11 protein-coding genes are annotated in these 13,295 nt (G+C 64.5%); 5 read left to right on the top strand and 6 right to left on the bottom strand.

Going from position 1 to position 13,295, the window contains the following annotated elements:
• Positions 1 to 15: 15 nt before the first annotated feature.
• The 3 genes from ACVOLI_RS02955 to ACVOLI_RS02945 all read right to left on the bottom strand — a co-directional run bounded on the left by ACVOLI_RS02955 (position 16) and on the right by ACVOLI_RS02945 (position 6,495).
• Positions 16 to 2,205, bottom strand: coding sequence for a cellulase (locus tag ACVOLI_RS02955; protein ID WP_481533476.1), 2,190 nt, complete (start codon positions 2,203 to 2,205; stop codon positions 16 to 18).
• A gap of 92 nt (positions 2,206 to 2,297) precedes the next feature.
• Positions 2,298 to 5,237 carry a TonB-dependent receptor gene (locus tag ACVOLI_RS02950; protein ID WP_481533459.1) on the bottom strand — a complete coding sequence of 980 codons (2,940 nt, stop codon included), beginning with the start codon at positions 5,235 to 5,237 and terminating at the stop codon, positions 2,298 to 2,300.
• 304 nt (positions 5,238 to 5,541) lie between these two features.
• Positions 5,542 to 6,495 (bottom strand): LysR substrate-binding domain-containing protein, encoded by a 954-nt coding sequence (locus ACVOLI_RS02945; protein WP_282267426.1) that lies wholly within the window; start codon positions 6,493 to 6,495, stop codon positions 5,542 to 5,544.
• Between the two features lie 245 nt (positions 6,496 to 6,740).
• Between ACVOLI_RS02945 and ACVOLI_RS02940 the strand changes: the two genes are divergently transcribed.
• The 5 genes from ACVOLI_RS02940 to ACVOLI_RS02920 are packed head-to-tail and all read left to right on the top strand — an operon-like array spanning position 6,741 to position 11,061.
• Positions 6,741 to 7,475, top strand: coding sequence for an SDR family oxidoreductase (locus tag ACVOLI_RS02940; RefSeq protein WP_481533458.1), 735 nt, complete (start codon positions 6,741 to 6,743; stop codon positions 7,473 to 7,475).
• A 1-nt stretch (position 7,476) separates the two neighbouring features.
• Complete coding sequence (locus ACVOLI_RS02935; protein ID WP_481533457.1) at positions 7,477 to 8,094, top strand: 2-dehydro-3-deoxy-6-phosphogalactonate aldolase; 618 nt, start codon at positions 7,477 to 7,479, stop codon at positions 8,092 to 8,094.
• Positions 8,091 to 9,242, top strand: coding sequence for a galactonate dehydratase (dgoD, locus tag ACVOLI_RS02930; RefSeq protein ID WP_282267420.1), 1,152 nt, complete (start codon positions 8,091 to 8,093; stop codon positions 9,240 to 9,242). Before ACVOLI_RS02935 ends, dgoD begins: the two co-directional genes overlap by 4 nt.
• On the top strand, positions 9,236 to 10,156 hold the full coding sequence (locus tag ACVOLI_RS02925) for an SMP-30/gluconolactonase/LRE family protein (RefSeq protein ID WP_481533456.1): 921 nt from the start codon (positions 9,236 to 9,238) through the stop codon (positions 10,154 to 10,156). The genes dgoD and ACVOLI_RS02925 overlap by 7 nt, the downstream gene beginning before the upstream one ends.
• A complete protein-coding gene (locus ACVOLI_RS02920; protein WP_481533455.1) occupies positions 10,153 to 11,061 on the top strand; it encodes a 2-dehydro-3-deoxygalactonokinase in 909 nt (302 codons plus the stop codon). The genes ACVOLI_RS02925 and ACVOLI_RS02920 overlap by 4 nt, the downstream gene beginning before the upstream one ends.
• Positions 11,062 to 11,238: 177 nt before the next feature.
• Here the strand turns inward: ACVOLI_RS02920 and ACVOLI_RS02915 are convergent, their stop codons facing one another.
• From ACVOLI_RS02915 to ACVOLI_RS02905, 3 genes are read right to left on the bottom strand one after another with little or no spacing between them, the layout of a single operon-like run.
• A complete protein-coding gene (locus ACVOLI_RS02915; RefSeq protein ID WP_481533454.1) occupies positions 11,239 to 11,514 on the bottom strand; it encodes a hypothetical protein in 276 nt (91 codons plus the stop codon).
• A gap of 29 nt (positions 11,515 to 11,543) precedes the next feature.
• Entirely contained in the window at positions 11,544 to 11,735 is a 192-nt protein-coding gene (locus ACVOLI_RS02910) for a hypothetical protein (RefSeq protein ID WP_481533453.1), read from the bottom strand.
• Between the two features lie 2 nt (positions 11,736 to 11,737).
• A complete protein-coding gene (locus ACVOLI_RS02905) occupies positions 11,738 to 13,249 on the bottom strand; it encodes an FAD-dependent oxidoreductase (protein WP_481533452.1) in 1,512 nt (503 codons plus the stop codon).
• Positions 13,250 to 13,295 lie beyond the last annotated feature (46 nt).

Here is a 13,295-nt window from a genome sequence, read left to right as displayed (position 1 = left end):
CTGCGAACAACGATTTCACTTCGATTCTCCGTACCAGATGCCACGGCCTTCGGTGCCGAAATAGACGCGGCCGGGAATACGCGTATCACCGGTGACATGGCGGATCACGCCGCCAAAGCGCTGCGCGTCGTTGTCGATGCGGGTCCAGCGGCGGCCACCGTTGTCGGAACGGTACAGGCCACGCTTGCCGGCCATCTCGCCGAATACGAACAGCACCGGCGTGTCACCCTCCTTGAGCGGCTTGCCGAGCCCGACCGAGAACACGTTGTCCAGGCCTTCCACACGGCGCAGCTTGCCCGGCGACCAGTGCAACAGCCCACGCCAGCCGGCGGCGACCCAGGCCTCCCCGGCCTGCCACGGATTCGGGCGGATCTCGGCACGGAACCAATCACCCACCGCGCCAACGCCGGCCTCGGCCTGACGGAATTCCACGCCGCCGTCGCCACTGACATACAGCGCGCCGCTGACCGGATCGAAGCCGTAGTACACGCCGGCCTCCAGCTTGTCCGCTTCCACCACCGCATTCTTCGGCAGGCCTTTCACCGCCTGCCAGCGGCCGCCGAAATCGGCGCTGAGCCAATGGCCGCCATTACGGGTCTGCCAGATAACCCGCTTGCCATCGGCGGCCAGGGTGATGCGGCCCGCACCTTCGCCATCGGGCGGTTCGTGCGCGAATGCCGTCCACGTGCGCCCGCCATCCTTCGACCAGGCTGCACGCACCGCGCCTTCGGGGCGGTCATGGAAATAGCCGGTACGCACCATCAGCTGCGGTGCCTGCCCGGCATAGGCAAGGCTTTCGGTATTGGAGAAGCGCACGCCGGCAAACCGCTGCTGCGGTGTGTCCAGATCGTCATGCACGAAGCCGTCGATGTCGCCCAGACCACTGACCAGGTGCGCGCCCTGCGGCGGGCTGACCAGCGCCAGCGGAACGGTCTCCTCGAAGCCAGCCAACGGGAAACGCCAGGTCAGGCGCTTGCCGTCGTCGAAGCTGCGCAGGTCGCGCGTATCCCAGATGCCGTAGCCGGTGACGAACTGCAGGTGGCCGGGGTCGTGCGGATCGATCGCCAGCACACCCATCCAATGCGGCCGCGCCTCTTCGGTCCACGGTGCATAGGAGTGGTCGAAGTCGGCGCGCGTGGACAGCGCGGTCCAGCTGCGGCCGCCATCGACGCTGCGAAAGATGTCGTCATGCGGCGCGAAGCGGTTGAAGGTGCTGGCGACGATACGCTGCGGGTCCTGCGGATCCACCGCCACCGCGCCCCAGCCGAAGCCGTCGCCCTGCAGGTCGGTGGACTGCGGCACCGGGGTGATGTCGGTCCATGCACCGTCGCGCGGATCAAAGCGCCACAGCGCACCGTTGTTCATGGTGTTGGGGCCGGGCTGGTCGCCGTAGCTCAGCAACCAGCGACCCAGGCTGTCGCGCACCATGTGGTTGGGGCGCAAGCCGGTCGGCTGGCCCGGCACTGCCTGCCAGCTGCTGCCTGCATCGTCTGAGCGGTACAGCGCGGTCTGCTGGGTCGAGACGCCGGCGTAGACCGTGCGCGATGCACCGTCGCCACCCTTGCTGTCTGGTTCGAAATTGATGAAGGCCACGCCGATGGCCTGCGCACCGCCCCAGCTCTGCGCGGTGGCTGCGGTGGATTTGGCGATTGCCGGGAACGACTTCAACTCGCTCCAGCTGACACCACCGTCGGCACTGCGCCACACGCCGTTGGCGCGCGTACCGAACAACAGCACCTTGCCGTCGTTCGGGTCCACCGCCAGGCGCTCACCATTGGCACGGCCCAGTTCGTTGCCGCCCATCTTGAAGGGCAGTTCGGTGCGCTGGAAACTCTGCCCGCGGTCGTTCGAACGCAGGATCACGCCGTTGCTGCCACGCTCGTGCAGATAGGTGCCCACCGCCATGTACAGGCGTTCGGGGTCGGCCGGATCGACGGCCATGCTTTCCACGCCGAAACGGCCCTGGTCGCTGGCGTCCATCCAGTCCAGCAGGGGTTGCCAGCGCTGCTGCGCCGGCTCCCAACGGTAGGCGCCACCGATATCGGTGCGCGCGTACTGCAGCCCCTGTTGCTGCGGGTGGAAGACCAGCCCGGTGACGAAGCCGCCGCCGCCGATGGCGACGTTGTGCCACTGGTACTCCGCTGGCGCCGCCGCGGGTGCGGACAGCGCGACCGGCGCTGGCAGCAGCATCGCCGCCGCCAGCATCCACCGCCGCAGGAGCCCGGCGCCCGTGGCCGCGTGTTGCTGCGTACCACCCGTATTGAAGCGCCCGACACCTGCCATCACCGCACCTCCGTTCAAAGATCCAGGTTGGCCCGGATGCTCAATCCATAACGACGATCATTGACGTACCAGCCGTTGGGACGGCTGCTGCTGCCGTAGTAATCCGAACGCACCTCATCGAGCAGGTTGGTGCCGTCCAAGGTCAGCGACCAGATCTTGTTGAGGTTGATGCGCAGCGAGGCATCCAGCTGGCCGGTGGCGTCGTGGTACTGCGGCACGTGACCCGCATTCGGCGGCCGCGTGGTGACCAGCCAGGTATCACGCCAGTTGTAGGCGGCACGGAAGGACACACGTTCCTTTTCGTACATCAACACCACGTTGTAGCTCTTCTTCGACAGGCCTTCCAACGGCAGGTAGGAAATCTCGATGCCGTCGGTGCTGGCGGCGTCCGGTGCCGGTGCCTTGCTGTCCACGTAGGTGTAGTTGGCCTCGAAGCCCAGGCCGTCCAGCGCGCCCGGCAGGAAGGTGAAGAACTGGCGGTAACCGAGTTCGAAGCCCTTGATCTTGCCGTCCTGGCCGTTGGCGCGGGTCTGCAGCTGGAACTCGCGCACGCACTCCATGCTCACGCATGGACGGGTCTCACCGGTGGTGGAACCTTCCAGCGGCATGTCGAAGTTCGGGTCGAAGTAATTGGCGGCGATCGTGTCGTAGTAGTAGAAGCCGTCAACCTGCTTGTAGAACGCGGTGCCGTAGATCATCGAGCCCAGGCCGAAGTACCACTCCAGCGAGGTATCGAACTGATTGGAGTACATCGGATCCAGGTTTGGATTGCCGCGGCTGGCGTAGGAAACGCCACCGGTGTTGAAGTCGAAGAACGTGTCGTTGAGATAGACGTAGGGGTCCATCAGGTTGAAGTCCGGGCGCGACATCGCCCGCGAGGCAGCCACGCGCCACTGCAGGCTGTCGGTCAGGAACATGCGGAAGTTCAGGCTCGGCAACACATCGGTGTACGAGTGCTTGGCGTTGACCTGGTTGGTGTCGTTGGTGGCCGAATTCTGCGCCAGCTCATAACCGTTGACCGTGGTCTCGGTGCGCACCACGCGCGCGCCGACGTTGACGTCCCACGGGAAGCGCGCCGAGTCGTTGCCCAGGCGCAGCATGGCGTACGCGGCGTAGGTCTTCTCGGTGTACTCGCGGATGTCGGTGATCGGGTTGTAGGCGATCGGCTCGTGGCCGAACATGCGCACGGTGTTCTCGTAGTCGGCGACCATCTCGTCGCAGGCAACGTAGCCGGTCGGCAACCCGCTGTTGCCACGGAAGTGGTCACTGAACGGGAACAGCCGGTAGCAGGCATTGGGGTAGTCGGCGAAGGGCGCCGGGGTGAAGCTGCCCCAGGCATTGTCGGTACCGGCCGGTGCGATCTTCTGCCAGTTCCAGCCCGAGCTGCGGGTGATGGCGCTGCGGTCGGTGTAACGCACGCCCATGCGCAGGTCGTTGAGCAGGTCGCTGTCGAGGAAATCCCAGCGCAGGTCGGCGCGCCAGGAGAACTGGTCGGCGTCGTTGTTGTCGCGCTTGTCCAGGTGCGAGTACCAGCCACCGTAGTTGCTGATGTCGCTCATGTAGCCGTTGATCGGCTGGCCGGTCTCGCGGTCGAGCACGGTCACCGACGGATAGCGGCCGCTCATGTCCACGCGCACCGGCGGCACGCCGTACAGGCCGGACCAGCCACGCCAGTCATCCGGATCCACCTGGCCGGCGAGCAGGTCAACCCAGTAGTTGACGCTCTCGGTGGTGGCATCGATGTACTGGAAGTCGGTGGACAGGTGCAGGTTGTCATTGACCTGCCACTTGCCGCCCAGCGCATAGTCGGTGGTCACCGAGTTGCGCCAGTCCATGCGCGCGGTGGTGGTGATCAGCGCGTTGTTGAAGGTGCCGTACTGGAACTCGCCGTTGCCATCGAAGCCGAACGGGTCGTTGAACGCTTCGTAGCCCGGGATGCTCGGCGAAACGAAGCCCCAGCCGTTGTTGGACCAGTTCACCAGGTCCTGGGTGTTGTTGTTGAGGTTGCCCACGCGCACGCTGTATTCGCGGTTGCGGAACTTGTAGTCCGAACGCAGCACGGTGCCGTAGATCTCGACGTCGTCGTTCGGCTTCCACTGCAACGCCACGTACTGGCCGTCACGCTCACGGTCACCGAAGTGGCTGTACATGCCGACTTCGCTGGGAATGACAACGTTCTGGCCTTCGTAGCCGGGTACATCGTCATAGGACAGGTAGCTGCCCATGTTGATGCGGTCTTCGCGGTACTGGCCTTCCTGGTGGGCAACGTTGAACAGCACGCCGAATTCACCGGCTTCGGTGTTCCAGCGGTTGGAGAACAGGATGGATGCCGAGGGCTGCAACGAGTCGCGCAGGTCCCATTTGTTGAGGGTGAAGCTGCCGGAGACCTTCATGCCGTCCTGGTCGAAGGGCATGCGGGTGCGCAGGTTGACCAGGCCACCGAGGCCTCCTTCGATCATCTCCGCACTGGGGTTCTTGTAGACGTCCACACCGCCGAGCAGTTCGGCCGGCACGTCTTCCCAGCTCAATGCACGGCCGGCATTGGCGGTGAAGATATCGCGGCCATTGAGCTCGCTGCGCACCTGGGTGAGGCCGCGCACCATGATGCCGCTGCCTTCGCCCTTGTTGCGGGTGATCTGCACGCCGGTGATGCGTTGCAATGCCTCGGCGACGTTGTTGTCGGGCAGCTTGCCGATGTCCTCGGCCACGATCGAATCAACGATCTGGTCGCTGGTTTCCTTGATGATCTGTGCCTTGGTCAGGCTGCCACGGGTACCGGTGACCTCGACCTTGTCCAGGTCGGTGGTGGTCGGCGTGGTGGCGGCTTCCTGTGCTTGAGCGGCGGCCGAAAGCAGCAGCGCCACACTCAGGGCAAGGACGGTCGGTTGCAGACCGCTACAAGCGCGGCGACGCGCGCTATTGGCCACCGTGAGGCGGCGCTGGAACGTTGACATGAATGTTCCCTCCCAGGACACATGACGACGATTGAGTTGTCCCCAGCACCGACGTCATTGCGCCTTTGGCACCAGGTGAAGCTGATTGAAAACCGCGAACCTGCACACCCCGCCATGGCCGGGCGCCCGACTTACCGCTCTCCACATCACTTTGCCGGTGGATCCGCATGCCCCCTGGCGCACGCGGGCCATGGCCCTGATACCAATGACCTGAAACAGCCACGGCGGCGAGCATAGGCGGGGGTACTCATTCCCGACCAATGAAAAAATGCGCAGGATGTATATCGGAAGTGAATACCCCGGTTCAGGCGACCGGGGGGTACAAGCGCCGCGCGGTCAACCGCAGCGCCTCCAGCACGCGCTCGGCACCCGGGGACAACAACTGGTCGCGACGGCGGATGATGCCGAAGAACTCCATGCGCACGTCCAGCGCGATCGGCAGGACCAGCATCTGCCCGGTCTGCAGGTAGGGCGCAACCGATTCGGCCGGCAGCGCGGTCAACATGTCGCTGTGGCGCAGCAGATGGATGGTGACCGGCAGCGAGGTGGTCTCGACGATGTTCTGCGGCGGCACCAGCCCATGTTCCAGGAACACCGCGTCCAGCCGTGAGCGCAGCACGCTGCCATCGGGCGGCATGATCCAGCCATACTCGACCAGATCGCCGTAGCCGACGCGCTTGCGCCCCGCCAACGGATGGCTGGCACGCACGATCACCGAGTGCGGCTCATCGGCCAGTGGCTCGAACTCCAGCTCACTGCTGCCTTCGGCGCCCATGATGCGGCCGACCACGATGTCGAGTTGGCCATCGAGCAGCTTGGCCACCAGCGGCCGGCTGTAGTCCATCTCGATCCGGATCAGGATGTCGGGGAAGTCGCGCTTGAGCGCGGCCACCGCCTGCGGCACCAGGTTGGTGCCGGGATTGACCACGGTGCCGATGGCGGCCTGGCCGGTGCGGCCACTGCGCAGCGCCGCGATCTCGTCCTGGGCCCGGCCGATCTCCGACAGCGCCGAGCGCGCCCGGCGGATCAGCACCTGGCCATACCAGGTCGGCTCCACCCCGCGTGCATGCCGTTCGAACAGCGGCACGCCCAGCAGGTCCTCCATTTCGGCCAGCAGCTTGGACGCCGCCGGCTGGGTCATGTTGGCCGCCTCGGCCGCGCGCAGCACCGAGCGCTGCTCGTAGAGATGCAGCAGCAGCAACAGGTGCCGGGTCTTCAAACGGGTGGCATTGAACCAGCCGGTGGTGGGTTGAACCATGCGTGCCGATCCCCTCGACTGAGTAGCTATTCGCCCAGCGAATACATTACGACAAAAATTTCATTTGTCGCACATAGGTTCTCACGCAAGGCTATGCCACGCTTCCGTCAGCACCGCCGCCGCCCTGCCGGGCCGGCGCGGCCAGTACCGACAGCAGGCTTCAGGGAGAAAGGGATGAAGGTTTCACGATCAGCCAGCGCCAGCCGCGCGGGCGGCCACTGCGTTTGCCAAGCGGGGAGCTGCCGATGAGTGGCCGCCTGGCCGGCAAGGTGGCGGTGGTGACCGGTGCCGCCAGTGGCATCGGCGCGGCCATCGCCCGCCTGTTCCATGCCGAAGGGGCGCAGGTGATCGGCATCGACCTGGCTGCCGGCGATGCCGACGGCATCGAGCTGCTGCAGGGCGACATCACCGATGCCGCCGCGATGCGCAGCCTGATCGAAGCCGCCCTCGAGCGCCATGGCCGCATCGATGTGCTGGTCAACAATGCCGGCGCCGATGTGTTCTCCGATCCGCTGGCATTGGACGACGCCCAATGGCAGCGCTGCTTCGCGCTGAACCTGGAAGGTGCCTGGCAGCTGTGCAAGGCCGTGCTGCCCGGCATGGTCGCGCAGCAGGCTGGCGCCATCGTCAACATCGCCTCGGTGCATGGGCACAAGATCATTCCTGGCGCATTCCCGTATCCCGTGGCCAAGCACGCCTTGATCGGCATGACCCGCTCGCTCGGCATCGAGTACGCCGCGCATGGCATCCGCGTGAACTCCATTTCGCCCGGGCTGATCCTGGTGCCACGCATCGAGGCCTGGTTCGAACGCGAACCCGGCGCCCGCGAGCGCCAGGCCGCATTGTTGCCGCCGCGTCGCATCGGCAGGCCGGAAGAAGTGGCCTATACCGCGCTGTTCCTGGCCAGCGACGAAGCGCGCTTCATCAACGCCACCGACATCCTGATCGATGGCGGCCGCTCACAGGTTTACCACGACTGACATGACCGCCCTGCCCTTCCAGTTGCCCTTGATCGCGATCCTGCGCGGCATCACGCCGGGTGAGGTGGATGCACATGTCGATGCGCTGGTCGAGGAGGGTTTCGACGCGATCGAGATCCCGAGCAACTCGCCGGGCTGGGAGCAGAGCGTGCAACGCAGCGTGCAGCGCCATGGCCAGCACGCCTGCATCGGCGCCGGCACGGTGGTATTGCCCGAACATATCGACGCCTTGCTGCGCGCTGGTGGCCGGCTGATGGTCACCCCGAATACAGACCCGCAGCTGATCCAACGCGCGGTTGCCGAAGGGCTGCTGGTGGCGGCTGGCTTCGCCACCGCCAGCGAGGCCTTCCAGGCACTGCGCGCGGGTGCGCAGATGCTGAAGCTGTTCCCTGCATCCATTCACGGCCCAGCACTGATACGCGCCCTGCGCAGCGTGCTGCCGCCCGTACCTCTTTTCGCCGTCGGTGGCGTCTCCCCCGCCACCCTGGCCAGCTATCTTTCCGCTGGTTGTCAGGGTGCGGGCACCGGCGGTGACCTTTATCAACCCGGCCAACCGGTGCAGACCACGCGCGACAACGCGCGTGCGTTCCGCCAGGCCTATCTGGACTACTCGGCATGAAGATCGTGCGTCTGACCACCTACCAGGCTGCGCCGCGCTGGTTGTTCCTCAAGATCGAGACCGACGAGGGCATCAGCGGCTGGGGCGAACCGGTGATCGAAGGCCGCGCAGCCACCGTGGAGGCCGCCGTACACGAACTCGGCGACTACCTGATCGGCAAGGACCCGGCCCGCATCAACGACCTGTGGCAGGTGCTGTACCGCGGTGGCTTCTACCGCGGCGGCGCGATCCTGATGAGTGCCATCGCCGGCATCGACCAGGCGCTGTGGGACATCAAGGGCAAGGCGCTGGGCGTGCCGGTCTACCAGCTGCTAGGCGGCCTGGTGCGTGACCGCATGAAGACCTATCGCTGGGTTGGCGGTGACCGTCCGGCCGACATCGTCAAGCAGATGCAGCATTACAAGTCGCTTGGCTACGACACCTTCAAGTTCAACGGCACCGAAGAACTGAAGCTGATCGACAGCCCACGCGCCGTCGACACCGCCATCGAGAAAGTCGCCACCATCCGCGACGCCCTCGGCAACAGCGTGGATTTCGGCATCGATTTCCATGGCCGGGTGAGTGCACCGATGGCGCGCGTGCTGCTGAAAGAACTGGCGCCGTACCGCCCATTGTTTGTCGAAGAGCCGGTATTGCCGGAGCAATGGGAGTACTACCGCCCACTGTCGGAGGTCAGCAGCATTCCACTGGCGGCCGGCGAACGCATGTATTCGCGCACCGAGTTCAAACCGGTGCTGGCAGCCGGCGGACTGGCCATCCTGCAGCCGGACCTGTCGCACGCCGGCGGCATCAGCGAGTGCCACAAGATCGCCGCGATGGCCGAAGCGCATGACGTCGCGCTGGCCCCGCATTGCCCGCTCGGACCGGTGGCGTTGGCTGCCTGCCTGCAGCTGGACTTCGTCGCCCACAACGCGGTGCTGCAGGAACAGAGCATCGGCATCCACTACAACGAGGGTGCGGACCTGCTGGACTACGTCATCAACAAGGACGACTTCGCTTGCGACGCACAGGGCTGCATCGCTGCCCTGCCGAAGCCGGGCCTGGGCGTGGAGATCGACGAAGCACGCCTGATCGAAGCCAACAAGAATCCACCGCGCTGGCGCAACCCGCTGTGGCGCCACAGCGACGGCAGCGTTGCCGAATGGTGAATGCACAGGTGCCGCAGGTAACCGAAGCCGACGCACGGCTGCTGGTGGACAGCCGCTGCGAGCTCGGCGAAGGCATCCTCTGGTGCGACCGCCGCACTGTCCTGTACTGGACCGACATCCTCGCAGCACGCCTGTGGCGCTACGATCCAGCCAGCGGCCACAGCCAGTACTGGCAGCTGCACGAGCCGCTGGGCTGCCTTGCGCTGGCAAACGACGGCCGCCTGCTGCTGGGCCTGGCCAATGGCCTGCATGCAGCCGACCCGGAAGCCCAGCTGCAGGACCGCGAACTCAGCCTGCAACTGCTGGCACAGGTGGAAGCCGACAACCCCAACACCCGCATCAATGACGGCCGTGCCGACCGCCACGGCAACTTCGTGTTCGGCACCAAGAGCGACCATGCCGACGGACGTCGCGGCGGCAGCTTCTACCAATGGAGTGCAGGCAAAGGCCTGCGCCGCCTGCCCTTGCCACACGCCGCCATTCCAAACGCGATCTGCTTCAGCCCTGACGGTGAGCGCATCTACTTCTGCGACTCGCCGCAGGCCAACATCATCACTGGCCGTTATGACCCGCACAGCGCACTGGTTGAAGAGCTGCAGGCATTTGCCAGCCTGAGCGAACCAGGCATCGAACCAGATGGCGCGGTAGTCGATGTCCAAGGTCGCGTATGGAACGCGCAGTGGGGCGCAGGCCGGGTTGCCTGCTATTCCGCCGATGGCCGCATCGAGCAGCTGATCCACATCCCCGCCCAACACGCCTCCTGCTGCGTACTGGCACCCGGTGCGCTGTACATCAGCAGTGCCCGCGTCGGCCTGGATGCCGCCGCCTTGAGCGCGCAGCCCGATGCAGGTGGCATCTTTGTCTGGGAGCACCCGCAGTTGAAGGCAAGCGTGGATCGCGTGGAGTTGCCATGATCGCCGTGGACTGGGGCACCAGCAGCCTGCGTCTGTACCGCCTCGATGAGAGCGGCCATGTCTGCGAGCGCCGCCGCAGCGAACGCGGCCTGCAAGCCAGTGCCGGACAGTTTGAAGCGGTGCTGGCAGAAGAGATTGCCGGTTGGGATGACCGCTTGCTGCTCCTGTCCGGCATGGTCGGCAGCCGCAGCGGTTGGCAGGAAGTACCTTACCTGCCCTGTCCTGCCGGCATCGACGACCTCGCCGCTGCCTTGGTACCGCTGCAGGCACCGGCCTTGGCCGATCGCGCGTTATGGGTCGTGCCAGGTGTCAGCGATACCGGCGGCGACGCGGTACCCGACGTAATGCGCGGCGAAGAAACCCAGCTGGCCGCACTGCTGGCGGTACTGCCACGCGGCAACCATGTCGTCTGCCTGCCCGGCACGCATAGCAAGTGGGTTTCGATTGCCGATGGCCAGATACGTCGCCTGACCACGGCGATGACGGGCGAGCTGTACGCGGTACTGCGCACCCACAGCCTGCTGGGCAAGCTGATGCCCGAAGATGACAGCCGTTTCGACGCTTGGGCATTTGAAAGTGGACTCAAGCGCAGCCGGCAGAAGGGCGGACTTCTGCATCACCTTTTCGGTGTGCGCACCCTCGGCCTGTTCAACCAGCTGGAAGGCAGCGCCCTGCCCTCCTATCTGTCAGGCCTGCTGATCGGCCACGAGATACTTTCCTCCGGTGTACTCGAACACACCCCGCGCTTGTCGCAGGTGCACCTGATTGGCAGTGACCGCTTGCTGGCCCTGTATGCACAGGCGTTGATTTCCTGGGGCATCGGCGTACAACGCCACCCGGAAGACCTGGCTGCGCGCGGCATGCATGCGCTGTGGCAGCGACGGCTGGAGCTGGGTGGTGTTTGAGCTTCAACGCGTTGTAGTGCGGAACTGAGCTGATCAACGGGCCAGGTCAACGCATGTAGCGTTTGGTGGAGCATCTTTCGCTGCCAAGCGCTCCTCTAGAAGCTCTCATCAACCGAACGAAGTTCGACGGAAGCCAAGCCGTTTTGGTTTTGGTTCTTGCTGTGGCTGTGGCTGTGGCTATGGCTTTGCCTCTGCCTTTGCCTTTGCCTTTGCCTTTGCCTTCACCCTTGGCTTTGGCTTTGGCTTTGCCTTCGCCTTCGCCTTCGCCTTTGGCTTTGGCTTTGGCTTTAGCTTTAGCTTTAGCTTTTGGCTTTGGCTCCTATCCCTTCTCCCGCTCGCGGGAGAAGGTGCCCCGAAGGGGCGGATGAGGGGGCTTTTGCTTTTTGGCTTTTGCAAGGTGCTTCGCACCTCACCCTCTCCCCAACCCCTCTCCCGGGGGGAGAGGGGCTTCAAGCAAAGGCTTCAAGCAGACATGCTTCTGTTCACTTCTTGAACAACAACGCCAACACACTCGGCCGCAGCGCCAGCTTCAGCATCTGTCGAAACTCAGCCGGCGTCAGACTGGTCTTGCACGGCAGCATGCCCGCAACACCGTCCATCACCAGCAGCCCTTCCTCGGCCTTCACGTCATTGATACGCACATCCAGCTTCATCGCGGGGGTAGCAACTTTCATGCTCAAGCCTCCCAGTTGCCAAGGCCTACGACTTCACGACCCGCAGCGCGTCCAGAGATCATTGCCTCGGTAAGGTACGAACCATTCTGATAGAGGTCGGAGAACATCGACCCCATCTCACCGGCTTCATACAAACGCGGGATGTGCTTGCCATCATGGTCCAACACCTCGGACTTGATGTTGCGTCGCGCGCCACCGCCCGTGCACACGATCACCGGATCAATCCGCATGGCATAGAACGGCGCCTGCGCGATCGGAAACAAGGTCTCCGGGTTACGCCCGAAATCGGCGTCATTCCTCGCTGCACAGGCCGCGTTGTAGCGCTCAACCTCGGCACGCAGCTTGGCCGGATCGCGGTTGATCTGCACCGCCAGTTCCTCCAGCGTATCCGCCTTCTGGATCCAACCCTTCTCAACTTCCACTGCGTTGTCGTCGGACCACTGGTAGCCGCGCACCACCGGGTTCCAGCTCATCACTTCAACCACAAGCTTGTTGTACTGGCAGGTGATGGCATCAAAGACCATATGCACGGGCTGCGCACGGTAGTGCGGGGTATCCACCCAATGGCCGTGCTTTTTTTCCTTGTAGTGCGTGAGCTGCAATTCGGCGGTTTCGTTGTAGAAGCGTTCGGTGTTCGCATCCACCTCGATCCAGCTGAAGCTCTGCCAGAAGAAGTTGCGCAGGAAGCCATTGACGAAACCCTCCGGCTTGAAGCCCGGCCAGATGCCACCGGACTGGCCCTGGTTACGCATATGCCACAGATCCGCACCCGCCTTCTGCAGGATCTTGATGCCGTCGCCGGTGTTGTGCGGCGTACCCAGCGGTGCCGGGTTGGCGAGGCCGAAGTAATTGCGCTGCATGTCCAGGTTGGCCTCAAAGCCACCGGTCGCCATCACCACGCCCTTGTTGGCACGGATGGCCACGCGCTCGCCGTTCTGCTCGGCGATGACGCCGAATACCTCCAGCGTATCCGGGTCCTGCACCAGATCCTTGAGCGGCGACTCATAGGCGATCTGGATGCGCGGGCGCAGGCGGATATTCTCGCGGAAAGCGAGGTACACGCCGGACGGGATAGGCAGGATGGTGGCGGTGCAATGCACGGCCTCACGCGCACCGAGCTCAGGGAACTCCAGCACCGCATCACGCTCGGAGAAGCCGGTGCCGTGGATGAACTGCGCACCGGCCTGGGCCGCACGCTCCTGGATCCACGGTTCCAGCGCTTCCATGGCCTCTGACCACGGCACCAGCATGTCCTCCGGGATCGGGTTGGCTACGCTCATCTTGCGCTGGTACTCGGCCAGCACCTTGGCGTTCCTGGTGATCAGCAACGACTGCCCGGCAACGCGGCTGTTGCCACCGGTCTCAGCCTCATTGGCCTTTTCCAGAATAAGAATGGACAGGTTCGGGTCCAGGTCGTGCGCCTCGATGGCGGCACACATGGCGGCCAGACCAAAGCCGGCGATGACGAGGTCGTACTGCTGGTCCCACTGTTTGACGGCGTTGCGGCTGGCCATGGTTCCCCTCCGGGAGATGCGATCAGCCGACTATCGATGCCCTGCC

Source organism: Stenotrophomonas sp. STEN029, from assembly GCF_056760015.1.
Note: the sequence above shows the minus strand (reverse complement) of the source record. Positions and strands in the feature narration are given on the sequence as shown.

Coding starts and splice junctions, on each gene's coding strand:
- ACVOLI_RS02925 (WP_481533456.1), top strand. CDS start 9,236: ATGGTGAATGCACAGGTGCCGCAGGTAACCGAAGCCGACGCACGGCTG.
- ACVOLI_RS02945 (WP_282267426.1), bottom strand. CDS start 6,495: ATGGTTCAACCCACCACCGGCTGGTTCAATGCCACCCGTTTGAAGACC.
- ACVOLI_RS02935 (WP_481533457.1), top strand. CDS start 7,477: ATGACCGCCCTGCCCTTCCAGTTGCCCTTGATCGCGATCCTGCGCGGC.
- ACVOLI_RS02905 (WP_481533452.1), bottom strand. CDS start 13,249: ATGGCCAGCCGCAACGCCGTCAAACAGTGGGACCAGCAGTACGACCTC.
- ACVOLI_RS02950 (WP_481533459.1), bottom strand. CDS start 5,237: ATGTCAACGTTCCAGCGCCGCCTCACGGTGGCCAATAGCGCGCGTCGC.
- dgoD (WP_282267420.1), top strand. CDS start 8,091: ATGAAGATCGTGCGTCTGACCACCTACCAGGCTGCGCCGCGCTGGTTG.
- ACVOLI_RS02920 (WP_481533455.1), top strand. CDS start 10,153: ATGATCGCCGTGGACTGGGGCACCAGCAGCCTGCGTCTGTACCGCCTC.
- ACVOLI_RS02955 (WP_481533476.1), bottom strand. CDS start 2,205: ATGCTGGCGGCGGCGATGCTGCTGCCAGCGCCGGTCGCGCTGTCCGCA.
- ACVOLI_RS02910 (WP_481533453.1), bottom strand. CDS start 11,735: ATGAAAGTTGCTACCCCCGCGATGAAGCTGGATGTGCGTATCAATGAC.
- ACVOLI_RS02940 (WP_481533458.1), top strand. CDS start 6,741: ATGAGTGGCCGCCTGGCCGGCAAGGTGGCGGTGGTGACCGGTGCCGCC.